16 protein-coding genes and 1 pseudogene are annotated in these 23,976 nt (G+C 68.6%); 5 read left to right on the plus strand and 12 right to left on the minus strand.

Going from position 1 to position 23,976, the window contains the following annotated elements:
* Nucleotides 1–181 precede the first annotated feature (181 nt).
* From ACTMO_RS0106590 to ACTMO_RS0106600, 3 genes are read left to right on the plus strand one after another with little or no spacing between them, the layout of a single operon-like run.
* Nucleotides 182–1,717: a flavin-containing monooxygenase gene (locus ACTMO_RS0106590; protein WP_026448944.1), complete on the plus strand. Its 1,536-nt coding sequence runs from the start codon at nucleotides 182–184 to the stop codon at nucleotides 1,715–1,717.
* A complete protein-coding gene (locus ACTMO_RS0106595; protein WP_425394316.1) occupies nucleotides 1,692–2,642 on the plus strand; it encodes an alpha/beta fold hydrolase in 951 nt (316 codons plus the stop codon). The genes ACTMO_RS0106590 and ACTMO_RS0106595 overlap by 26 nt, the downstream gene beginning before the upstream one ends.
* Nucleotides 2,626–4,023, plus strand: a complete 1,398-nt coding sequence (locus ACTMO_RS0106600; RefSeq protein ID WP_019853882.1) for a flavin monoamine oxidase family protein — start codon at nucleotides 2,626–2,628, stop codon at nucleotides 4,021–4,023. The genes ACTMO_RS0106595 and ACTMO_RS0106600 overlap by 17 nt, the downstream gene beginning before the upstream one ends.
* Nucleotides 4,024–4,039: 16 nt before the next feature.
* Here ACTMO_RS0106600 and ACTMO_RS22305 read toward each other — a convergent pair.
* Nucleotides 4,040–4,290, minus strand: a pseudogene (locus ACTMO_RS22305) (IS5/IS1182 family transposase); the annotation flags it as partial.
* 122 nt (nucleotides 4,291–4,412) lie between these two features.
* On the opposite strand from ACTMO_RS22305, the gene ACTMO_RS0106605 reads away from it, so the two are divergent.
* A complete protein-coding gene (locus ACTMO_RS0106605) occupies nucleotides 4,413–5,777 on the plus strand; it encodes an NAD(P)/FAD-dependent oxidoreductase (protein WP_019853883.1) in 1,365 nt (454 codons plus the stop codon).
* A gap of 260 nt (nucleotides 5,778–6,037) precedes the next feature.
* Entirely contained in the window at nucleotides 6,038–7,273 is a 1,236-nt protein-coding gene (locus ACTMO_RS0106610; protein ID WP_019853884.1) for a PucR family transcriptional regulator, read from the plus strand.
* A 109-nt stretch (nucleotides 7,274–7,382) separates the two neighbouring features.
* On the opposite strand, the gene ACTMO_RS0106615 is transcribed toward ACTMO_RS0106610, so the two are convergent.
* The 11 genes from ACTMO_RS0106615 to ACTMO_RS0106670 form a co-directional block, all read right to left on the minus strand.
* Complete coding sequence (locus tag ACTMO_RS0106615) at nucleotides 7,383–8,282, minus strand: IS982 family transposase (RefSeq protein WP_019853885.1); 900 nt, start codon at nucleotides 8,280–8,282, stop codon at nucleotides 7,383–7,385.
* A 72-nt stretch (nucleotides 8,283–8,354) separates the two neighbouring features.
* Nucleotides 8,355–9,359 (minus strand): SDR family oxidoreductase, encoded by a 1,005-nt coding sequence (locus tag ACTMO_RS0106620; RefSeq protein WP_019853886.1) that lies wholly within the window; start codon nucleotides 9,357–9,359, stop codon nucleotides 8,355–8,357.
* Nucleotides 9,356–12,607: a hotdog family protein gene (locus ACTMO_RS21920; RefSeq protein ID WP_019853887.1), complete on the minus strand. Its 3,252-nt coding sequence runs from the start codon at nucleotides 12,605–12,607 to the stop codon at nucleotides 9,356–9,358. Before ACTMO_RS21920 ends, ACTMO_RS0106620 begins: the two co-directional genes overlap by 4 nt.
* Entirely contained in the window at nucleotides 12,600–17,288 is a 4,689-nt protein-coding gene (locus tag ACTMO_RS0106630; protein WP_019853888.1) for a type I polyketide synthase, read from the minus strand. Before ACTMO_RS0106630 ends, ACTMO_RS21920 begins: the two co-directional genes overlap by 8 nt.
* Nucleotides 17,289–17,305: 17 nt before the next feature.
* Complete coding sequence (locus ACTMO_RS0106635) at nucleotides 17,306–18,829, minus strand: PfaD family polyunsaturated fatty acid/polyketide biosynthesis protein (protein ID WP_033401504.1); 1,524 nt, start codon at nucleotides 18,827–18,829, stop codon at nucleotides 17,306–17,308.
* Between the two features lie 4 nt (nucleotides 18,830–18,833).
* On the minus strand, nucleotides 18,834–19,565 hold the full coding sequence (locus ACTMO_RS0106640) for an EF-hand domain-containing protein (RefSeq protein WP_157062818.1): 732 nt from the start codon (nucleotides 19,563–19,565) through the stop codon (nucleotides 18,834–18,836).
* A gap of 419 nt (nucleotides 19,566–19,984) precedes the next feature.
* A complete protein-coding gene (locus ACTMO_RS0106645; protein WP_019853891.1) occupies nucleotides 19,985–20,206 on the minus strand; it encodes a hypothetical protein in 222 nt (73 codons plus the stop codon).
* Nucleotides 20,207–20,300: 94 nt separating this feature from the next.
* Complete coding sequence (locus ACTMO_RS0106655) at nucleotides 20,301–20,981, minus strand: transposase family protein (protein WP_157062819.1); 681 nt, start codon at nucleotides 20,979–20,981, stop codon at nucleotides 20,301–20,303.
* A 281-nt stretch (nucleotides 20,982–21,262) separates the two neighbouring features.
* Nucleotides 21,263–22,009: a (2Fe-2S)-binding protein gene (locus tag ACTMO_RS20555; protein WP_019853893.1), complete on the minus strand. Its 747-nt coding sequence runs from the start codon at nucleotides 22,007–22,009 to the stop codon at nucleotides 21,263–21,265.
* Nucleotides 22,010–22,057: 48 nt separating this feature from the next.
* Complete coding sequence (locus ACTMO_RS0106665) at nucleotides 22,058–22,843, minus strand: ABC transporter ATP-binding protein (RefSeq protein WP_019853894.1); 786 nt, start codon at nucleotides 22,841–22,843, stop codon at nucleotides 22,058–22,060.
* Nucleotides 22,840–23,970, minus strand: coding sequence for a FecCD family ABC transporter permease (locus tag ACTMO_RS0106670; RefSeq protein WP_211212916.1), 1,131 nt, complete (start codon nucleotides 23,968–23,970; stop codon nucleotides 22,840–22,842). The genes ACTMO_RS0106665 and ACTMO_RS0106670 overlap by 4 nt, the downstream gene beginning before the upstream one ends.
* Nucleotides 23,971–23,976 lie beyond the last annotated feature (6 nt).

The raw sequence follows: 23,976 nt of genomic DNA on the forward strand, positions 1-23,976 counted from the left end.
GTGTCACATCGCTTGTCAATCGGTGACGCTTTGAAGAAGTGGACTTGGTGCATCCTGCACATGCTTCGACCGAAACAGGTGCGCGTTGTTGTTGAGACCGGGGTTCACGGTCAGGGACGGTGAACACGCCGGTGACGGTGGATACGCCGGTACCGCGATCAGTGAGGAGTCGGAAGCAGCTATGGCCACTGAGGACTCGGAAGCAGCCGCGGAGTACGACGTCGTCATCATCGGAGCGGGAATCTCCGGGATCGGCGCGGCGACCTATTTCAGCCGGGAACTCCCCGACAAGTCGCTCATCGTGTTGGAAGCTCGCGACAACATCGGTGGCACCTGGGATCTGTTCCGTTACCCGGGAATCCGATCGGATTCCGACCTTCACACCTTCGGTTACGAGTTCAAGCCGTGGCGCCACGAAAACGCGATCGCGGACGCGCCCCTGATCCGGGAGTACCTCCAGGAAACCGTCGACGAGAACAACCTGGGACGCCTCATCAGGTTCCGCCACCGGGTCGTGAGGTCGGAATGGTCCTCAACGGACTCGAAGTGGACCCTGAGCGTTGAGGCAACCGATCCCGCCACGGGAGCGACCAGCACCAGGACGATCCGCGCGAAGTGGGTGTTCGCCGCCACCGGCTACTACAGGTACGACGAGGGATTCTCCCCGGAGTTTCCGGGGCGCGACGACTTCGAGGGATTGGTGGTTCACCCCCAGCACTGGCCCGAAGACCTCGATTACAGCGGCAAGAAGGTCGTCATCATCGGCAGCGGGGCGACCGCGGTCACGATGGTGCCTGCCATGAGCACAGGACCGGGCGCCGCCCGGCACGTGACGATGCTGCAGCGCACCCCCAGCTACATCATGGCGATGTCCCGCGTTGACGGACTCGCTGTGACTCTCACGAAGCTTCTCGGTGAGCAGCGCGGCTACGCCGCGACGAGACTCAAGAACATCTGGCTCGAACACGCGATCGTCAAGGGTCTGCGGGCGTTCCCCAGGGCCGGGCGTGCGCTGATCCGGCGGCACAACATCAAGCGCCTGCCCAAGGGGTTCGACGTCGACAAACATTTCAACCCGCCGTACGACCCGTGGGACCAGCGGTTGTGCCTGGCGCCGGACGGCGACTTCTTCGACGCGATCAAAGCCGGCAGCGCCTCCATCGTCACTGACTCGATCGCGAGGTTCAGCGGACGCGGCATCGTTCTGAAGTCGGGCGAGGAGCTGGAAGCCGACGTCATCGTCACCGCGACCGGGTTGAACATGCAGCTCTTCGGCGGAATGCCGATCGTGGTCGACGGGCGTGAGATCGACATCGCGGACTCGGTCAGCTACCGCGGGATGCTGCTGAGCGGTATCCCGAACTGGGCGATGGCGATCGGCTACACGACATCGTCCTGGACTCTCAAGGTGAGCCTGATGTGCCGCTACTTCATCGACCTGGTCAAGCACATGGATGCCCACGGACATGACTGGGCGGTCCCGGTCCCGCCGCCGGGGATGGAGCGCAAGCCGATCGTGGACCTGAACGCCGGCTATGTCAAACGCGGGGAGGCGGTCCTGCCCAAGCAGGGGCTGGCCAGCCCCTGGCGGATGGCGATGTCGTACCCCGAGGACGCCAAGGCGCTCCGCGGTCCGGTGTCGGACGAGAACCTCCGGTTCGGCACCGGCCGGTCGGCGGCGCGGCCGGCCGATGGGAGGCGGTCCGCCGGTGTCTGAGAACAGTGGCCGAGGGAGCGTCGACCAGTACGCAACCCTCCCGTCCGGAACAACGATCTGCTTCCGAGACTACGGCGACGAGGCCGACCCCGCGATCCTGCTCATCGCCGGACTGGGCGAGGACCTCACCTTCTGGGGCTCGTTCGTTCACTCGCTCGTCGTCAGAGGCTTCCGGGTCGTAGCCATGGACAACCGTGACGTCGGCCGATCCACGTTCACGGCCACACCGGCCCCCAGGCTGTGGCGTCAAATGCTGGGACGCCCCCGCCGTGATGGCTACTCGCTGGCGGACATGGCCGAGGACGGCGTCGGAGTGCTCGACCATCTGGGCATCGCGCGGGTTCATCTGGTCGGACGTTCCATGGGCGGAATGATCGCGCAGACGATCGCCGCGACGGAACCTCGGCGAGCCCTTTCCCTGACGTCCCTCTTCTCGACCACCGGGGCGGGCAGGGTCGGTCAGCCCGCGCTGTCGACACTGCGGCTGCTCGCCGCCCCACCGGCGAGAACCAGGACCGAAGCGGTGTGCGCCCACCTGCGGATCACCGCGCATGTCGCGGGGGAGGCATACCCCATCGACGACGCCGCGGAGGCCGCCATCGCGGCACGCGGATGGGACCGCAGCGCCGGTGACCCGGCGGCGGGCAACGCTCGCCAGATTCAGGCGATCCAGGCATCCGGGGACCGAACCGCCCAGTTGAGCAGGATCACTGCTCCCACCTTGGTCATCAACGGTGATCGGGACCTGCTGGTGGCTCCCAGCGGCGGTGCCGCGACCGTCAGGGCGATCCGCTCGGCGCGGCACGTCGTCTTTCCCGGCATGGGCCATCACATTCCCGAGGCCCTGGTCGACCCGATCACCCAACACATCTCGCAACACGCGGACCGCGTGGGCAACGGAGGAAATGATGTCGAAAACTCTTGAGAGCGACTCGAAGGCCACATCGGTCGATGTCGTGATCGTCGGTGCCGGCTTCGCCGGCCTGACCGCCGCGGAGCGGCTCGTGAACACGGGCTTGTCCGTCCTGGTCGTCGAAGGCCGCGACCGGGTCGGCGGCCGAGCGCGCACAGGCGAGGTGGCCGGGGTTCAGGTCGACCTCGGAGCGACGTGGGTCTCACCGCGGCACGCCGCGATCCGAGACCTCGCGAGCCGATTGGGGTGCACCACGACCAGCCAGTTCGACGAAGGTGACAACGTCCTGTGGATGGCAGGCCAGCGCAGCACCTACACCGGCACCCTTCCCGAGATCTCATCCGAGGCCTTGGAGGACGTGGGCCGCATCCAGATGATGCTGGAGGAGTTGACCTCGACCATCAACGTCGACGCCGCCTGGGAGTCCCCGGACGCAGGCCGGCTTGACGCGATTTCGTTCGGGGACTGGCTCGACCAGCAGCAGGCGAGAACGAGCACTCGTGCGCTGATGAGCATCCTCAGCAAGGTGCAGTGGGGCTGCACCCCAGGAGACGTCTCCCTGCTGCACGCGTTGCGCTACATCCGCGCCGTAGGTGGTATAGACCATATGCTCAGCGTCGAGGGCGGTCAGCAACAGGATCGAATCACCGAAACGACCCAAGAGATCGCCCGGCGGCTCGCGCAGCAACTCGGCGACAGGGTCGTTGTGGGAACCCCTGTTCGACGAATCACCCAGGACGACAGCGGCGTCACGGTCAGCACCGACTCGGAAGAGATCAACGCCAAGTACGCCATCGTCTCTACCGCCCCCTCGCACCGCGCCGACATCGACTTCCAACCCGCCCTGCCGGACAAGGCCGAGGGGGTCACGAAGACCTGGCGTCTGGGCACGCTGAGCAAGGCGTTCGTCGCCTACGAGAAGCCCTTCTGGCGGAGCAGTGGGCTCTCGGGGGAGGCACTGACCGACACCGGGCCCGTGTTCATCACCTTCGACGTTTCGCCCGACGACAGCGGACCAGGCGTCCTGATGGCCTTCTGCGACCCTCGCGTCTTCGACGGTTTCAACTCGGAGGACCGGCGCGGCCGAGTGATCCAACAGCTCGTCGAGCTGTACGGTCCTCAGGCGGGCACCCCCATCGACTACGTGGACCACTGCTGGGGCGCCGAATCCGAACCGTTCGCCCCCGGGGGGCCGAACCCCGCTGTAGCCCCCTATGCGTACGTCAGCTACGGCAGCGCCCTCGCCGAGCCGCACGGGCGCGTCCACTGGGCCGGGGTGGAAACCGCGGGCGAGTGGGCCGGGACCATGAACGGCGCCGTGCTCACGGGTCAGCAGGCCGCCGAACGAGTCGCACAGCGGATCGCGGGCAGCGCCGACGAGGGTGCCCGGTAAGCAGCGTGTAGCCGTGCCCGACCTCGGCCCACCTGTGCAGCCGCCGCCGGACCGTGCGGTCCGAGTACCCCGCAGTGACGATGCGCTCGTAGCCACTGCCATGCACCAGCGCAGCGAGCATGTGCTCGAACACCGTCCGGTCCGGAATCCGCCGGCGATGACACCCCACGGGTGCGTCGGCGAGAACTCAGGCCGCTCATCCATGCCGAGCAGCGTGGCGAACCCGACCCACAACGGCTCTGCCAGCGATACTGGCAGCAGAGGCACGACCCTCCAAACGATCTCGGGACATCAGCAATCCCATGATCACTTCTGGGGCCGTGCCTCTCCCCACAGCGACACGCAGACATCATCCATCGTCGGATGCTCCTAAAGGAGATCAGGACAGCATGAGAACCGACGGCACGAAGTACAGCAACTTCACCGGCTGGATCGACCGACCGGACGACGTGCAGCCCGCGCTGGACGGTGACCTCACCTGCGACATCGCCGTCATCGGCGGCGGCATGGGTGGCATGGCGGCTGCGCTGCGCCTCGCCGAGCGCGACCAGGACGTGGTCCTGCTGGAGGCCGAGTTTTGCGGCTACGGCTCAGCCTCACGCAACGGCGGTCAGATCGCCGGGGCACCGGGTGGCGACCTGCGGATGCTCAGCCTCCAATCTCCGAAGAAGATGCCGGTCATGGTCAAACTGGCGGAGAACGCGGGCCACTACGTGGAAAACCTCATGAAAACGCACGACATCGACTGTGACTACGTGGCGAACGGCCTGGTGTGGGGTGCGGTCTCGCCCATCATGATGCTCAGGGTGCACACCCAGGCGGCGCTCCTGCGCGCCTTCGGTGGGCAAGGGACCGTCGGCAGCAGAGAGGAACTCGGCCTCCCGGCCGGCTTCGTGGGCGGCATGCGGGAGACCATCGGCGGGATGCTGAACCCGGGCAAGCTCGCTCGTGGTGTGCGTCGCGCACTGCTCGCCTCCTCGGCCAAGGTCTTCGAGCGGTCGCGGGTGAGCCATGTCCGGCGGACGGGCAGCACGGTCGAGCTCACGACATCGCAGGGCACCGTGCGGGCCAACAAGGTGGTGCTCGCGACCAACGCCTACTCCGGCGAGTGGGACATCACGCCCAAGAATCTCTCGACGCCGCTGTACGTCATCGAGATCGAGTCGGAACCCATCGCGCCGGAACGGCTCGCCGAGCTGGACTGGACCAGTCGTTCCGGCATCATCACCCAGCACCAGTTGATGACCCACTACCGGCTCACCGAGCGCAACACCATCGTCTGCGGTGTCCGCCAGCCGCAGCGCGGCCAGACCTACCCGCTCCCGGACCGAGTCCCGGATCCCAGTGTCGTGCGGGACATGGGGAAGGATCTGTCCAACCGGTTCCCGTCGCTGTCCGACGTGGCCATCGAGCGGGCCTGGGGCGGTTGGATCGGGATCACCCCGGACTGGCTGTCGGTCGCCGGGCAGGTGGGCGACAACGTCTACTACTCGCTGGCCTGCAACGGCCACGGCCTCGCCCAGGTGCCGTACGTGGCCAATCAGCTCGCCGACTACGTCGTCGACGGTGAGATGTCGGAGGACCTCGCCGGCATCTGGTCGGACGTCTCGGAGTACCCACGGTCGATGGCGCGGCTGCTGAATCCGTTCGTCATCCGAGCCGTCTGGGGGCTGGACCGGTTCAACGACTTCTTCAACGGCAGCAAGACGCTGGCGCGACGGGTGCTGCGTCGTCGCGGGCGCGGGGACCGCTGAGGGTTTGGGTGACTTCTGCTCCGTGACGGAGCGGCCGCTGCTGGAAGGATGTTCACCACGCCTGAGAGTCTCCGGCAAATGATGTCGTGGTCGTGACTCCGGTGACGTGACGGTTGGCAACATGTCGACAACATGTCGCCACCCGAGCGGAGACCCGTCACTCGCAGATGCGCTTACCCTCATTCGCCGTACGGTCTAAGATCGAGGAAAGCGCCCTGACGTTAAGTTGCACGCCCACGTGATCGAGGCAGACTGCCGACATGGAGGAGTTGTGGTCCCCACCCGCCCCCGAGGTCGCTGAGGCGATTCGATCGCTGTGCCAGCGGATCCTGGCCGACACGGACGGCCTGACCGACGCCTTGGCAGTACCCGCACGCACGGCCGAGGACGATCCCAATCTGCTCTCGGACGCGTCGCTGGCCGAGGAGGATCGCCAGCTCAACCGCGCCGACGTCGTCCAGTGGCTCACCGCGAACATCCAGGAACCGGGGCGACGGGTGGCCCCTTACATCGGGACGAGGACATCGGCCTACATTCGTGACCTCGTTTCCCGCGGCATCACCCCGGATTTCGCTGAAGGTTGGAGGGCGGCACTCCCAATCGCGTGGCGCCGATGGCTCGAAGAGTGTTCGGTGTACTGCGAGGACCGGGATCTGCTCGTGGAGGTCCTCGACGTGTCGGCGCAGTCGATGGTGCAATACGCCATCGACTCGGTGTCGGCCCTGCGTGAGGCCATGTTCGCCGCCGCGACCGGTGACGCGGATGCCGACGCGGTCGCGGTGATCCAGTTGATCGCGAACGGGGCCCCGCTGACACAGGACTTCGCGGAGGGGCGCCTGAACTATCGAATGTCCCGTTGGCACGTCGCCGTCGTCCTGTGGTCCGACGAATTTCAGCGGGTCGGTGCCTTGGACGAGGTGGTCGCGGCCGTACGCTCCAAGACGGCTGGTCGAAACGCGCTCGTCGCCCGCGCGAGTGCCACCGCGCGTTGGATCTGGCTCTCCGGATCCGCGGTTCCGGACCCCCATCAGATCGAAGAGGCCATGGCGAGGGCCGAGGAGATTCACGCGGCGGTCGGGAGGCCCGGGTACGGTCTCGAAGGGTTCCGGTCCAGCCACCAAGACGCTCTCGCCGCCCAGGCGATGGTGGTCCGGCTCGGATCCGACCGGCGCTTCACGGCGTACGCCGAGGTCGAGCTGATCGATGCCCTCACGAAGGACCGCTCCACCGCACGCCGGTTCGTCACCAAGACTCTGGGCCCGTTGGCCGAAGCCGACGAAGAACTGCGGGAAACCCTTCTGAGGTATGTGCAGTGCGGTTTCAACACCACCCGTGCGGCAGCAAGTCTCTACGCGCACCGAAACACCGTCGAGCGGCGCGTCACGCGCGCCAACAACCTCTCCACGGTCAAAGTGGAAAACAACCCCACCCACGTCGCCGCGGCACTCCTCGTTCTGGAGTTCGTGCCCGACATCGTGGCGGCCCCGTTCTCGTAGACCTCCGGGGGACGAGAGGCGGCAGCTCGACGGTATCGACCATCGGCCACGTCGTCGAGCTGTCCTGTCTGTTCGACAGCAATCTGGGGAAGGACTAGACGAGTGTTTCTTAATGGTCGTAGGCGATGAGGCTGCGGCGGTGGGGTTGGCCGGTGTGGGTGTTGTGCCAGATGGCGGCGGCCAGGGCGAGGAGTCGTTGCTCGACGCGGGTGTAGAGGCCGATTTCGGTGCGGGCGCCGTGGCGTTCCAGACAGAGTTGGCCTTTGAGGGTGTCGAAGATCGATTCGATCCACTGGCGAACACGTACGAGGCGGCGTACGAGAGGGCCGGGAGCGGGGTGAGGATCGGCCTTGCTGGACCGAGGTGGTGTAACCAGACGTGCACCGAGGTCGGCCACGAGGGCATCGAACTCGTGACCGGAAAAGCCTTTGTCGACCAGGCTGACCTGTCCGGCGGTGAAGAGAGGGTGATTAATGTCGAGCAGGGCGGCCATGATCTCGCGCTCGCCGAGTGTGGGATGAGTCAGACACCAGGTCATCGGCATGCCTTCGGCCGTGGTCATCAGATACAGCCGCAGGCCCCAGAAGAATCGGGTATGGCTGACGCAGTAGCTATACCCGGCTGTCCCTGTCAGCTCGGAGCGTTGCACCGTCTCCCGCGACGTTCCGAACGGCACCGGGGTGGGATCGGTCAGCTGCAGGGCCGACATTCCGATAGGGGTGGCCGCCGCCAGTGCCCGCAGCACTCGCGCGATCACCCCGGCGGCCCGCAGACGTTTGTTCCACCTCGACTGGCCGGGCAGGGAGGGAAACATCTCCGCCAGGTGTTTGCGGGCATAGCGTAGCCAGGCAGTCTCCGAGGGAGGTTCCAGCAGCACTTGGGCCACTGCCAGGGTCACCAGCTCGGCATCACTCAACCGCTTCGGCCGACCCGGTCTGCAGGGCTGGTCCAGGGCATCGTCAACGACGCAGTACAGTGCGGTCAGAAGGGTATCCGAGTCGTTCTTCACACATCGATCATGGACACCCTTCGTCTATGTCCCCACATCCCTACGACCAGCAACCACTTCGGAATCACTCGTCTAGGACAGTTCCCAGGTCTGCCGGGGCAGTCCGGTGAGGTAGTCGGTCAGGTGGCGCAGGGCGGTCTCACTCGATTCGACGGTGGGAGCGGGTGGGCCGGAGGGAATCTGGCCGAGGGAGGTGGGGAACGGCTCGGCGTTGTCGTAGGCGGCCATGAGGTTGGCGGCGCGCTCGATGACGCTGGGCGCCGCGGAGCTGGAGGAGCGGGAGAGGACGGCGGTGAGCACCGTGGAGGCCACTGCGGGGTCGATCAGCCGGGTGTGGAAGATCGTCTGGTCGATGTCGCGCAGTTCTTCGTCGTCCTGGGCGCGGGCGGAAGCGGCGTCGATAGCGATCTCGATGACGCGTTCCATCGGCAGGGCTGCCGGGCCGGCGGTGAGCCAGTGGTCACCGTGCGCGTCGTGGTCGTGGGCGAGGGCGGCCAGCGCGGCGGCGACGGCATCCCGGGGAACGAGGTCGACGCGGGTTCCGGGCGTGCAGGGCAGGAAGGGGAGCTGGCCGGACAGCGCGAAGCCGAGCAGGTAGTGGAACGCCTGAAGCCGCGGGACGTCGCCGATCACGGTGGAGATGCGGGCGATGCAGGCGGGCAGGCCGGATTCGCGGACCAGGGTCTCGCCCGCGGATTTGGTGGCGGCGTACGCGTCGAAGGGGGTGCCGTCACCCGCGCGGGCGACGAACGCCGTGGAGCCGTGCACGAGGCGGGCTTCGGCGTCCGCGACGAACCGCAGGACGTGGCCGGTGCCGACGACGTTGACCCGATGCAGGTGCTCGTGTGAGGCCGAGAAGTTCACGGCCGCCGCGCAGTGCACGACCACGTCGACCTTGGCCGCGAGCTCGCGGTACTCGGCCGGGTGGAGGCCGAGCCAGGGCCGGGTCACGTCGCCACGCACGGAAGCGGTGCCGACCGGTTTGTGATGGGTGAGCGCGATGACCTCGTCGGTGCCGTCCAGCTCGCGCAGCAGGGCGGAGCCTACGGCACCGGAGGCTCCGGTGATCAGGATCATGGGGTCCTCACAGTGGCGGATTCCTCGTCCCAGCTGACGTCGTCGAGACTGGTTACCTCGACCGTGCTCGGGTGGACACCGGTGGTTCGGGCGACGTGGTCCTTGACGGCGATGTGGGCCAGCCAGTCCGTGGCGCGGGTGTCCGCGGGCAGACCGTAGATGACGTTGACGGTGCCCGGCACCGTGTCGGCCCGCTCCACGTCGTGCCGTCGCAGCACTCCGTCCGGGCTGGTCAGCAGGAGGCGGGAGTCGGGCGCTGCGTCGCGCAGGTAGGCGCGTCGTTCCCGTCCGGAAACCGCGGTCAGAGCTCCGACCGGGATGTGCACGACGACGGTCCGGAACGCGACCAGCACGTTTTCTCCCCGGCACATCTGGATGTCGATCGCGACGAGGTCGTCCGGCAGCGTGCCGGCGAAGCGGGCCTCGACCTCGATCTCGCCGTGGTCGGGCAGGGGCTCGTGCACGGCGAGGTGGCTGAGCCGGTGCGGGAACGCAAGCCGGTCGGATCCGATCGCCGGGTCCCACCGGTGCAGTTCGTCGTGTGGGATGGTGTGCAGCGCGGCGTCCAGCAGCCCTTGGTGCAGCACGCCACGGGGCACCGACCCGCGGTCGGCGTCGAGGACGCCGCTGGCCCCGGTGGCGCCCATCCTCAGTGTCGTCAGGTACTGGAAGCTCGGCCCGTGGAAGAGGTTCGCGTTTTCGTACGGATCTGGCACGTCCGCGAGGTCCGCCAGCGGGGCGAAGCGAGCTGGGCGCGGTGGCGGCTCGAAACTGACCGTCGCGGTGGCCACCGGCACGAATCTGGAGAGCGATCCGGCCTCGTGCCACACCGCGAGCCGCGTCTGCTCGTCGGTGCAGGTGGCGCGAAGCCGGATCGGGTCGGCGACGGGCAGCCAGCGCTGCATGCTCAGGTCACGCAGCACCCGCACCGGGCGTCCGGCACGATCCCCGGCGGACCGGACGAGGAGTTCGGCGGTCGACATCAGCGGCACGGCGGGGACCGTCCAGGTGGGGCAGTGGTCGGCCAGCCACGTGTCCGTTCTGGGGTCGAGTACGGTGTCGACCGCGGAGGGCGAGTCCGGCGCGCCGGGCACCACGCGCACCCGCAGGCGGGGCACGTGGTAGATCTTGCGACCGTCCACCCACAGCCAGGCCTCGGCCGTTGCGTGCCCGCCGTCGGGACCCAGTTCGACGTCCAGCACGTCCAGTTCGATGGTGACGAGCGCGTCGGAGGGCAGAACCTGACCGCGGTACGTCCACGAGTCGGGCACGACGGGCTCGAAGCGGAACCCGTCCTCGACGCCGTGCTGGATCAGGTAGCAGGACAGGAGCTGGCACATCGCCTCGACCCCGAGGGAACCGGGTTGGACCGGGTCGTTGAAGAAGTGCGCTTTGAAGTACCAGGCCTCGGCCCGCACGTCACACTCGGCGCGTAGCCGTCCGAGTCCTGCCGAGCCGCCGTCGGGCCAGTAGCCGGTGAGCCGGTCGAGCATCAGCAGCATCTGGCCGGGCAGCCGGGCGGAGTGCCCGAAGAACCGCGCGGGTCGGGAGCGCAGGTCGACAACGGGGTGTTCGCAGGGCTGGGCGAGGCGGGAGCGATCGTGGTCGCTCACCGGCAGACCGGTCTGGACCGTCAACTGCTCCGCCGAGGTCAAGGCGAATACCGTGGTGCCCTCCAGGGCGGTGACGCCGTCGGCTTCGCAGTGGATACGGAACGTTTCGATCGTCGTGCCGTCCCAGTGCTCGATGTCGGTGAGCTCGACCGCGGTACGCAACGAGCCGACGTCGGGGGGAACCTCGTGGACCGTCGAGAGTCGACCGTCGAGATTGCGGATTCGCAGCCGCTCGTCGGCCGTACCGCCGTTCATCAGGGCGGTCAGGAAGCCGCAGGGCTGTAGCGCGATCTCCATCAGCACGGCGACCGGCACCGTCCCGCTCTGCTCGCGGAACCACACGTGCCGGGGTACGTCGTACTCGGCGGTCAAGCTGCTGCCGGGGAGGAAGTACCCGTGGGTGACGGACAGCTCGGTGACCCGGGTGAGGAACAGGTACGGCGGCCCGGGCAGCCGCAACGCGTCGTCGCTGGCGCCGGGGAGGATCTCGGCACGCGGTCCCCAGGCGGCGGTGAGCATCGCGGCGTGGTCGTAGCGGATTCGGCCCGTGTCCGCTGCGGCCGGATCCTCGTGGCCGCGCAGGCCCGCCAGTGTGCTGAGCGGGACCGGGTCGCCGGTGCGCTGGACCGCGGGTGGGCCGAGGAGCTTCCAGTGGGGCAGGGGGGTGTCGGCGACGAGGTGAACGGCGAGTCCTTCGGCGCACAGCACCACCTGCTCGTCGATCGTGACGACCACGTCCGCCTGCGCGGTCGTGCCGGTGAGTGAGCGCAGGGTGAGGTGGTATCGGGGTGTTCCGTTGGGAGCGTTGAGCAGGATCCGCAGGCGGGCGGAAGCCTCCGGAAGTGGTTCGAAGCGCCAGCCGTCGTGGTGGATCGTGCAACCGGTCGCGGCGAGGTGGAACGCCGTCGCTTGCAGGCCGCCTTCGAGCAGCGCGGCGGGCGAGTGCCACGTGGTCGGCGGGGTGCGGCCGATCGCGGTGAGTCCGCGGTCGGGATCGAACGCGGTGACCTCGCGCAGCAGGAGGATGCGTCGTGAGCCGATTCCGGGGCTTCGGACGTGGGCACGCGTGAGCTCCCACTCGGGACCGGTGAAGCAGTCGGCTGGGCGGCCCTCGGCGAACGCCGTGACCGCGTCGGTGTCGAACGCGACCCCGGGATGCTCCGTCGGCAGGGCCACGTCCAAGCCGTCCGAAAGGCTGCCGTGCAACGACAGATGGCCGTCGATTCCGCCCTGCAGCGCCGCTCCGGTGGCGGTCAGCGAGCCGAGCAGCTGATCACCCGGTGCGGGCAGGGCGTGGTGGAAAGTGAGTTCGCCGTCGAGCACGCCGTCGCTCTGCGACCACAGCGCCAGCAGCTCGTCCAGTACGGCGCCGCCCGTCATGCGGCCGGCCCGGTCGAGGTACCAGCCGTCGAGCTCGACGGTGGTCCGGGCCGTGCGGGCCGGTTCGGTGGCGGGTTCGACGGCCGTTCCCGTGGTGGGAGGGTGAAAGCTCGCCTGCGTGGCCAGGAAGCGCTCGTGGAGCTCGGTGGCCTGCCGCAACTGTTCGGAGATCAGCGCCGCGGCACTCTTCGGGGCCGGTGTCGGCTGGTGGGACCGCGGAGGGCGGGGCATGACCTCGAAGTCCTGGTCATCCATTGGTGGCCTCCCCGAGTCGCGTCAGCGCGCGGCCGGCGGTGATCAGTACGCGCGGGTCGTCGGCAGAGGAGCTCAGTTCCTGGGCGAAGACGCGTGCTCCGTCTCGCAGGGGGATCAGGTCGACACCGCCGAGGCGGAACACCTCGGCCAGTTCGGGGGTGACCATGCCACCTTCCCACGGCCCCCACAGCAGTGAGCGGACCACAGCGTCCGGCCGAGCATGCTGTTCGGTGGCGAGCACGTGGTTGAGGGTTTCGTTGGCCATCGCGTAGTCGCACTGCCCGGCGTTGCCGGTCGTGGCGACGACCGAGGAGAACACGCACAGCAGTCGCAGCGGGTCCTCGCGGGTGGCGTCCAGCAGTGCTCGCAGCCCGTCGACCTTGGTGCTGAACACCGCCTCGAACTGACCCTCGGTCTTGTCCTCCACCCGCTGGTCGTTCAGCACCCCGGCCGCGTGGACGACGCCGGTGATCGGTCCCCACCGCTGTCGGACGTCGGCGAGCGCCGTCCGTACGGCGTTTCCGTCCCGGACGTCGACGGGCATGTAGCGGACCTGGTCCAGCCCGTCCACCTCGCGGCCGGAGCCGCGGCCGAGCAGGACGAAGCGTGCGCGGTGCCGGGATCCGAGTTCTCGCAGGGCCGCCGCCGTGACGGCCCCGGTCCCGCCGGACACGACGATCACCGGGTCGGCTTCCCCGCCACCGGCCCAGTCACCGGCCGCGGCCGGTTCCGGGGCCTCGGTGGTGTCGAGCGTCCACCGGGTGCCGTCCGCGGCGAGCGCGACGTCGAGGTCCGGGCCTCCGGTGAGCAGTTCGTCGACGAGGGCGGTGGCGGTCTCGGTCGCCGAGCGGTTCGCACGCTGGCAGTCGATGGCCTTGACCGCGGCGAGCGGCCATTCCCAGCGGACGGTGCGGGCGAGTGCGGCCAGGCCGCCGATCCAGGGCCGTTGCGCGTCGCGGTGGCCGAATCCGCCTCCGGTGTCCTGCACGGTGACGAAGACACCGCCCGCGGCGCGCAGCCGGGGCGCGACCGCCTGTGCGGCTCGGAAGGCGTCCCGTTGGATGGCCAGGGCCTCGTCCGCGGACGTGGTCTCGGCCAGCCCGCCGAGCAGCACCAGGCCGTCGGCCTCCAGCGTGGTGATGTCGGCCGCGGTGCCGACCCGCGCGTGGACGCCGCGCTCGGTGAGCAGTCGTGCCGTTTCCTCGGCGACTCCGGTTCCGTCATCGGTGACCAGGACGGTTCCGAGTCCTTGCATGGCGTCGCCCGGTGCGGGCGCACGCCGCAGCGTCGGCACGTGCCGGTGGATCGTCCGGTCGGGGGCGGTGGTGACGGGCTGGGCGGGTGCGTTCAGCAGCTCGCGTAAGCGGTCGGCGATCTCACCGAGGGTGCGCAGCGTCAGCAGCGGGGTGAGCCGTTCCCGGTCCATTCCCTCCAGTTGCGGGAACATCGGGCGCAGGGCCGAGAGAACCTGGGCGCGGGTGATCGAGTCCAGGCCGAGGTCGGCCTCCAACTCCATGTGCGGTTCCAGGATCTCCACCGGGTAGCCGGTCTTCTCGGCCACGGCGGCCAGCACCTGGGGTTCCAGTTCTTCGATGCCGCGTGACTGCACGGGTTCCGGGGCCGTCGGGGTCACCGGGGTGGTGGAGGCGGCGGGCGGTTCGGAGGTCGCAGGGGGTTCGGGGGACGCGGGTGGCTCGGCCGGTGTGGGTGGTGGGGTGGTGGTCCGGAAAGTCGGTGAGGGAGCGGCAGTCTGCCCGAGGCCGGGGCCCGAGGCAGGGGCCAGCGAGGTCAGTGCGTCGATCGACTTCTCGGCCATGCTCAGGTACGCCGCGTGGGCGCGGGCGACCTCCTGCTGGGCTTCGGCGACCGCGCGCAGCGTCTCGTCGTCCTGGTTGCCGGATCCGGTCCCGGACAGCGCAGGGGCCGGTGTGGTCGGCGCGGACTCCGGGGTCGGCGGGTAGGACCTGCCGTGATTGCCTCCGTTGATCATGATGGGCATCGCCGGTCGTGCGGGCTCGGGCTCCTCCGGGCCGTGCCACAGTCCGGCGAAGTCGAGCGGGATGCCGAGTGCGGTGAGCTGCCCGAGCGCGTCGAGGAGCCCGGTCACCCCGTTGGAGTTCGCGCGGTCCAGGGCGATCGCATGGCAGTCGGAGAGGTTCTCCCTGACCAGGCTGGTCAACGTACCGCCCGGCCCCACTTCCAGGAAGATCCGCACCCCGTCGGCGTGCATCGCGTGCACCATGTCCGCGAACCGGACCGGTGAGGCGACGTGGTCGGCGATCGCCTGCCGGATCTCGGCCGGCCGCACCGGGTGCACGGCTGCCGTGGCGTTGCCGTACACGTTCAGCAGCGGTGCACGCACCGTCTCCGCCGACAGGAAGTCCCGCAGCGGTTCGGTCGCGGGGGCGACGAGAGGGCTGTGGAAGGCAACCGAGGTGTCGAGCGTCCGTGCGGTCATTCCGGCCGCGGTGGCGTGCTGGCGCACCAGCACGCCCGCCTCGGCGGTCGCGGCCACCACGACCTGGCGCGGGCCGTTGTGGTTGGCGATCCAGGCTTGACCGAGGTTCTGCCGCTCGAGGAGGTTGGTCACCTCGTCCGGGCCCGCGTCCAGGGCGATCATGACGCCGGAGCCCTGCCGCATCAGCTCGCCCCGCCGGACGGCGAGCCGCATCAACGTGTCCTCGTCGAACGCGCGTGCCGCGTGCAGCCCCACCAGCTCGCCGAAGCTGTGCCCGGCCACGCAGTCCGGTCGCACCCCCGCGGTCTCCAACACGTTCAGCAGCGCGAGGCTGTGCGCGGCGATGGCGGGTTGCGCGACGCCGGTGTCGGTGAGCGCGTGCTGCTGTGCCTGCCGCTCGGCGTCGGTGAACGCCGGTGGAGGGAAGACCAGCGGGGAGATCTCGTGCCGGTCCCACACCGCGTGGGCCTGGGGGAAGTGCATCGCCAGGTCGGCCCCCATGCCGACGTACTGGGCTCCCTGACCGGGAAAGAGGAACGCTGTCCGACCCGGCGCGCGCCCGACACCGTAGTGCAGGCCGGAGGGTGTTGAGAACGGCTTCGTGCCGACCAGTCCCCGGGCCTGCTCCAGCTTCTGCTCGAGGTCCTCCTTGGACGAGGCGACCACCGCCAGCCGGTGTTCCCGCGTGTGCTGGAAGGCGTTCTGGGAGTGCCGCGCGACCGCGGTGAGGCTTCCCGACAGGTCGAGTGAGAACAGCTCCTGCGGCGTCGCGGCGGACAGCACCACCAGTTCTCCCGGCCGTGCTTCGCAGCGCACCGCGGGGCGGGCTCCCGCCGTTTCGTCAGTGTACTCCTCCAGTGTGACGTGGAAGTTCGAGCCGCCGAAGCCGAAGCTGGACACCGAGGCCCGTCTGGGGTGCTCGCTCGTGTTGATCCACGGTCGTGCCCGCGTGTTGAGGTAGAGGGGACTGTTCTCCAGGTTCAGCGCGGGGTTCGGTCGGTCGACCTTGATCGTCGGCGGTAGCACCTTGTGCTGCAGCGCCAGGGCGGTCTTGAGCAGGCCTGCGGCTCCGGCGGCGGCCTTGGTGTGTCCGATCTGGGATTTGACGGACCCGAGCGCGCACCACTGGCGGTCCGTCCGCCCACTCGCCTCGAACACCGAGTGCAGGGCGGCGGTTTCGGTGGCGTCGCCGGGGGCGGTGCCGGTGCCGTGTGCCTCGACCAGCCCGACTGTGTCCGGTCCGTAGCCGGCGGTCTCGTACGCCCGGCGCAGCGCCCGTGCCTGCCCGGTGTCCAGCGGTGCGTACACCGAGGTGCCGCTGCCGTCCGAGGAGGAGCCGATGCCGCGGATGACGGCGTGCACCCGGTCGCCGTCGCGTTCGGCGTCGGCGAGTCGTTTCAGGGCGAACAGGCCGAGGCCCTCGCCCAGCATGGTGCCGTCCGCGTGCTCGTCGAACGGGCGGCAGTCGCCGGTGGGCGACAGGGCCGGTGTCTTGCTGAAGCACTGGAAGGTCATCGCGTCGTTGAGCGTGTCCACCCCGCCGGTGATCACCATGTCGGAGCGGCCGAGCAGTAGGTCGTCGACCGAGACCGACAGGGCGGCCAGCGAGCTCGCGCAGGCGGAGTCGACGGTGAAGTTGGTGCCGTGCAGGTCGAAGCGGTTCGCGATCCGCCCGGCGACCACGTTGCTCAGCATGCCGGGGAACGTCGCTTCCTGCCACGGTGGCGTGTACTCGAGGATTCGATCGCAGACGGCGTCGGCGTCCGCCTCGGACAGTCCGCTGTCCAGCAGTGTCCGGCGCCACTGCGGGCGTCCGGACCGCATCGCCATCTCGCCGAGCAGCTGCAGGGAGGCGCAGCCGAGGAACACGCTGACCCGTTCGCCGTCGATCTGGCCGAGCCCGGTGTCGGAGAGTCCGGCCAGCAGGCGTTCCGCGGCGACCAGGGCCAGCAGCTGGGCGGTGTCGGTGGCGGGCAGGTTGCGGGGCGGCACCCCCAGGGCCATCGGGTCGAACTCGACTTCGGGCAGGAAGGCCCCGCGGCGGGCGTAGGTCTTGTCCTGCGCGTCCGGGTCGGGGTCGTAGAAGTCCTCGATCAGCCAGCGGTCGGCCGGTACGTCGGTCATGAGGTCGCGTCCTTCGACGACGTTGCGCCAGAAGGAGTCCACGTCCGGCGCGCCCGGCATGATCGCGCTGACGCCGACGATCGCGATCCGGTGGTCCATGTTCGTTCTGCCGTTTCTCAAACCAGTGGGCGGGGGCGAAAGTCGAAGGCATCGGAGGGGAGGCGGACCCCGAGCGCGCGCAGCTGGTGCACGCGGGTGAGTACGGCGGCTCCCTGGAGCAGGTTGCGGGCGATCTGCGTGACCGTGCGTCCGCCGGGTTCGGCCAGGAAGCTGCCCGTGGTCCACGTGTTGAACGCTCCCGCCGCGGGGCCGCACCACAGCTGGTAGTCGTTGCGGCGGCCGGGCGTGCCGTCGACCGCCCATGTGACCGAATTGCCCAGGTACCAGCGGAAGACCAGTGCCATCCTGTGCTTGGGGTCCGCCTGAGCTCGGGTGATCTCGCTCGGGCAGCGCTGCGCCCAGTACTCCTCGGTGCGTTGCCACACCTCGTCCAGGCTGGCCCCGAGGATCTCGCGCTCCAACGAGTCCCTGGTCTCGGCGGGCAGCGATTCCAGCGAGGAGTGCTCGAGATAAAGCTGGTACAGCCGGGCCGCCCGGCCGGCGAACATGGTGCCACGGCGCAGCACCTGGACCTTGGCGCCGAGTTCGAACATGTCTCCCGCCGGTGCCATCGCCACGTCCGCCACCCCGGCCTGCGCGAGCATGGCTTTTGCCTCGTCGCTGACCGCGGCCTCGCGCGACATCTGGTTCACCGAGCCGGTGAGCACGTAGGCCGCGCCGAGGGAGAACGCCGCGGACACCGCGGCCGGGTCGCCGAGTCCGCCCGCCGCGCCCACCCGCACTCCCGGGCTTTTCCGCCGCGCCAAGGACAGGACCGCGGGCAGGATCGACACCAGCGGTCTGCCGTCGGTGTGCCCACCGCTGTCCGCCTCGACGGTGATGTCGTCCGTCACCGGTATCCGGCTGGCCAGACGGCCCTCCTCCTCGGTGATCTCGCCGTTGTCCACGAGCCGACGAACCAGCCCGGAAGGGGGAGGCGACATGAACAGCTCAGCCGTCTCCGGGCGTGAGACCTTGGCGAACAGCGCGGTCTTCCGAATGATCCGGCCCGTCGCGTCGGTGCGCAGTCCGGAGGCTGCGCAGCGTACCACCGCAGGGGTGATGTCCAGGAACGCCGACAGAGAGATCTTCGGTACTCCGGCGCGTAACAGGCGCGCCGCGACCGCGTCCTCCATGGCCGCGTCGTCGGGGTGGTGGATGAGGTTGACGCCCCAGTTCCGTCGCCCGGCGAGACGGGTCCGCAGTCGTTCCAGTTCCCGGTCGAGCCGTTCGAGGCCGAGCCCCGCCGTCCCGAAGAAGGTCAGCATCTCCGCCCGCGCCATGGTCTCGACGAGTTCGACGCCGGTGATGCCGTGTGCCATCTCGCCCGCGACGTAGGGGAATCGCACGTCGTGCGCCTCAGTGAAGCTCTGGCCGCCCAGCCACTCCGGGTACAAGGCAGGCACCGTGCCGACGGCTCCCGGAACCGGCCGCTCCGAGAGCCCCAGTGCGCCGTCCCGCTCGTGCGCCACCAAGTGTGCCGGCTCCGTCACCCGCTGGGCGAGTTCGACGAGGCCGGCACCGTAGAACACTCCTGTCATGGCGTCAGATGCGCCCGAGCGCCAGGTTGCCCGGTGCCTGTGGGTCGATGCTGATGATGAAGTCGGTGACCGCCATCAGGCTCTCGGGATAGCCGAGGTAGCCGTTCCCGTCGGAGTCCAGCACCGACCACGCGTGCTCGGCGTGCTCCCGCTCCACGCGCAGTACCTCCGTGACGAGCCGGAGTCCGTCGTCCCGGGTGACCAGTCCGTCGTTGTCCTCGTCGGCCATCGCGAAAGCGAGGTTCGTGACCACGCCGATGTACTGCAGTGTTTTGTCCGGCGTTTCCGCCACGCTGTTCGCCATCACCGTGACGAACTGCTCCCTGTCCAGTCGTTTCGGGTCAGGCACCCAGGCGGGTTTGACCACCAGTGCGTGCCAGATCCGGTTCACCGTGGCCTCCAGCTGCCGTGCCCTCGGCGAGTCCTCGCTGTGGCCGGTCAGTCGTGCGAGGCGGTGCGCGAACTGCATGGTGTCGGCGGGCGTTACCGCGCCGTCACCGTCGTCGTCCAGCACGTCGAACATCCACAGCTGCTTGCGTCGCAGGTACGAGTCCTGGTTCGCCGCAAGTCGCTCCGCCGCGGCGATGGTGGTCGCCGCGTCCGGTTTGGACTCGGTGGCCGCTTCGCCCGCCATGGCCATTCCGGACACGGCTCCGGCCGCCACGTCCGCGGTATCGCGCAGTGTCGATCCGCGCGTCACCTCTGTCGTTTCGTCGTCCTTCGGTGCTTCAGCCACCCCGAGCCCTTCGAATTCACGACGTGATCGCTGTCGGAAACGTCGTTCGTGATCTTGCGCTCGGGATGCTAACAGCTCTGCGAGCTATCGATCTTGAAGGCACTCGGTCTGGCCATGTGAACATGAAAACTCCCGCGAGGTTTGATGCGTTCGGTAGCGGGAGGCGGTCCTGGGACAGGCGTGCATCGGCGTCGTGTCGACCTCGTCGAGCTGGTGCTTTCAGGCTCTGTCGCACATGGACGATCAGCGGGCTGGTGTGCTCGCACTCGGGGTGTCCGGGTGGTGTGGCGGCGGGTCGAGTGTCTCCGTGGGGGCCACGGTCGGGAATGCGATCACCACTGACAGGATCCGGGGCGCTGCCCCGTCGGTTGCCGGACCGGATGGGCCAGCCGGTGCGGCCGGGGTCGCCGTGCTCGGCTTCAGCGGAGCACCCGGTTCAGGAACTCGGTCTGGTCGGCCAGCGCTCGTCGTTGCCACACGCCGTCATCGACGTTGACGTGCTCGGGGAGCTGGGCCCGGACCTGCGCGATGAGGAGCCTGCGCATCAGCTTCGGGAACCGCTTGCTCCACTTGTAGAGAGTCCTCGTGACGGCGATGTTCTTGCGTCGGAGGTAGCGTTGTGCTCGCCGCGGACCGAGCACTTCGTTGAGGACGTGGGCGGAGGAGATCAGCGAGCGGAAAACCGAGAAGTACGTCGGTTATGTGGCCAACGTGTTCAAACTCTGAGAACGTTATTCATGAGGCTGTGTAGCAGGTACGGAAGTGTTCCAGTCCGGTGATGATGTGGACGACGCGTTGCAGGTGGCAGAGGCGCCTTCGATGTCCGGTGGCCGGAATGTTCCGGTTCTTGGGTTGTGCGATGACCCGTTCGACGGGAGCACGCCATCCTGCCAAGGCTGCGTTGAAGGCAGCGCGGTCGGCGTCGAGTTCGTACCCGTGTGGTTTCCGGACCGGAACGACCATGTTGGTGCCGCGACAACCACCGTCGGCGATGGTGTTGCTCTGGTTGGGCAGCGAAGCGAGGCTGCTGTTGCGGAAGGCTGTGACATCGTGGGTGGAACCACGAAAGATTTCGGAAACGGTCAGCAGTCGCCCGTCCGAGGTTGCGACGACGTGGGCACCGACTCCGGATGGGCGGCGTTTACCGGAGTAGATTTTGTCCTGGTCAGACCGGTTGTCGATGGGGATGAGGAACCCGTCGAGCAGGGTCGCATCGTGCTCGGGGGCATCGAGGTCGATACGGAACTCAGTCACGATGTGGGCCAAGCTCTCCTCGATGGTGGTAATGATCCGCGACAACGTCGGCTGCGATATTCCATGAAACGCCGCCAACATATTCTGGGACAGGTTGTGCGACAGTACTCCAATGTCATAACCACGGCCTGAAACACGGAGAACGTATTCCCCGATCTCCACGTCACCATCCCCGTTGCTTCTCGGGTCAGGTAGTCAACCGCCTCGGTCGACAGTCCTGTGGCACGGTGGTAGTGCCACGGTCTTTTCTGCGTGCGAGTTTCTGTTCCCAGGAGCCATCGTACACGGAAGGCCGTTGCTCTTTCTGGGGCGCTCTTTCATACCCGATATGAATAACGTTCAGAGTGTGAGTCCTTTTCTGCTTCGTTCGACGGTCAAGTACGAGGGCGTCGTGCTGCGCTCTGAGTGGTCGGGAGCTCCGCGTCGCAGCCGGATCAGCTCCGTCAGTGCGGGGAGTTCTCGCGGAGCAGGGCGTGTCGTTGCTCGGGAGGACGACCGGGGCAGGAGGAGCACTTGTCCTCGCCGGGCGCCCGGTAGAGCAGGCAGCACGAGGTCCGCTTGGTGAACAACCGGGGAGTTCCCGAGGGGGAGTCGATCTCGGTGTAACGCGGTGCGGGCATCGGAGCACCCATGGCCGCCACCAGCGGTTCGGCCAGGGCGGTGGCCCGCTCCGGCTCACCTCGGGCGCGTGCTGCCCAGAGCAGGCATCCGGCGACGGCGTCGGTCGCGATCGCCCAGAGGGGGCGATGCCGCATCCGGGCGGTGGCGGCTACCGAGGCGATGCTGCGTTCGAGAGTCTGTCGCAACGCCTCGGCCAGGGACTCCAGGGCAGGACCGCCGGTGAGCACCTTCACCGAGGTGACCCCGGACAGTCGGCTGTCCGGATGCCGGTGCAGCCACAGGTCCTCCAGACTGGGGGACAGTACCTCGCCGGTGACGACGAACGAGGCGATCGACGGCGTGATCAGCCTGCTCGAGGTCGAGAACCACCACAGGGTGGCCAACACCCGCGCGTCGTCGGTGCCCCAGATCCGGCCGCGCAACCGCAGCTGCTCGGCCATCCAGTCGGGATCCTCGACGAGGGAGGCGGGCACCAGCTCGCAGTTCTCGGCGGGGAACAGCCGGGCGCGCTCGGTGGGGCTCATCCCGTCGAGTGTGCGGGTGAGCAGGTGGTTCGCGTGCGTGCTCATCTCTCTCCTGAAGGACGGGGCGCGGTCCACACGGTGCCGGGCGGCCGATCAGTCCCCGAAGAGCACCGTCGGAGCGCCGGTACGGGGGTGGATGCCGATCTCGGTGGGCACGCCGTACACCTCGGACAGCAGCGGTTCGGTGAGCACCTCGACGGGAGTTCCGAGCGCCACCACCTCACCCGCGGCGAGCACGCATATCCGGTCGCAGAAACGGGCGGCCAGGTTCAGGTCGTGCAGCGTGGCGAGGGTCGTCACGTTCAGCCGACGCACCAGGGTCAGCACGTCGAACTGGTGACGCATGTCCAGATGGTTGGTGGGCTCGTCCAGAACCAGCACCCCCGGTTCCTGCGCGAGTGCCCGAGCGATGAGAACCCGCTGCTTCTCCCCGCCGGAGAGCTGGTCGAACGGCCGACGGGCCGACTCGGCCATCTCGACCATCTCCAACGAGACGGTGGTGATCCGTTCGTCACCGATACGGTCCCCGCCGATCCCCCGCTGGTGCGGAGCGCGTCCCATCGCGGCCACGTCGTGGGCGGTCAGCTCGAACTCGGCGGGGAACTCCTGGGGCAGGGCCGCCAGCCGTCGTGCCAGCGAGCGGCGCGACATCCGGAACACGTCCGTCCCGTCGAGCAGAACCCGCCCCCGGCTGGGTCGCAGTTGTCGGTAGGCCGTGCGCAGCAGCGTCGACTTTCCGGCGCCGTTGGGGCCGACCACACCGACCATCTCACCCGACGCCACTGTCAGCGACACCCGCGAGAGGACCTCACGATCCCCGACGGTGCAGGAGACCTCCCGGATGTCCAGCTCGGCCGGTCGCACTTCGTGGTGACTCATCGGAGTGCCCTTTCCCGACGCGCCTGACGACGCAACAGCCACACGAAGAACGGTCCTCCGCACAGCGCCGTGAGCACCCCGAGCTGGATCTCCTGCGGCGCGGCCACGGTGCGGGCGGCGAGGTCGGCGAGGATCAGGAACGTCGCTCCCAGCAGCGCCGCGGTCGGCAGCACGCGCCGGTGGTCGGCCCCGACCAGCATGCGCACCGCGTGCGGCACCATCAGACCGACGAACCCGATGGAACCGCTGACCGCCACCATCACGCCGGTCATCAGCGACACCAGCACGAACATGCCGGTGCGGAAACGGTGCACGTCCAACCCCAGGGTTCCGGCCGACTCCTCACCGGAGACCAGCAGGTTCAGCCAGCGCGCCTGCCACAGCAGCACGGCCAGACCGAGCAGCACCACGATCGCCGGGACCGGAAGAGTCCGCCACTCCGCCCCGGCGACGCTGCCCAGGGTCCAGAACCGGATCGAGGACAACAGGTGCGGATCGGCGGCGGTGCTCAGCAACAGGTCCGCCAGTGCGGACAGCACGTAGGACACCGCCACACCGGCGAGCACGAGACGGGTGGTGGTCATGCGTCCCCCAGAACTGGCCAGCGTGTAGACCGCGACCAGGGTGACCATCGAACCGGCGAACGCGGCCACCATCGGTGTGGCGAGTGTCCCGAGAACCATGGCTCCGGAGACCAGCACCGCCACAGCTCCCAGGGACGCTCCCGAGGAGATCCCGAGCAGGTAGGGATCGGCGAGCGGGTTGCGAACCAGCGCCTGCAGGGCGGTCCCGACGGCGGACAGGCCGGCACCGACGATCCCGGCGAGCAGCACCCGAGGCAGGCGCACGTCCAGCACGATCGTGTCGTACGTGGCCGGCCATCCGGGATCGACCCATCCCGGAACCACCTGGTGCACCAGGACGGCGGCCACGTCCGTCGGAGGAAGCCAGACCGAACCGACGGCGAGGCTGACCACAACGGCCACCACCAGCGCACCGCCGAGCAGGGCCAGCACCGCCGGGTAGGGAATCCGGCGCTCGCGCGGCGAAACGCGTTCCGGAGCCGGGCGGTCGGGTTCCGGTGGCGGGTTCGTCTCCGCCGGTGCGGTGCTTGCTGAGCTTGTCACCCCACC

The sequence above is a fragment of the Actinopolyspora mortivallis DSM 44261 genome, from assembly GCF_000384035.1.
Lineage (GTDB): Bacteria > Actinomycetota > Actinomycetes > Mycobacteriales > Pseudonocardiaceae > Actinopolyspora > Actinopolyspora mortivallis.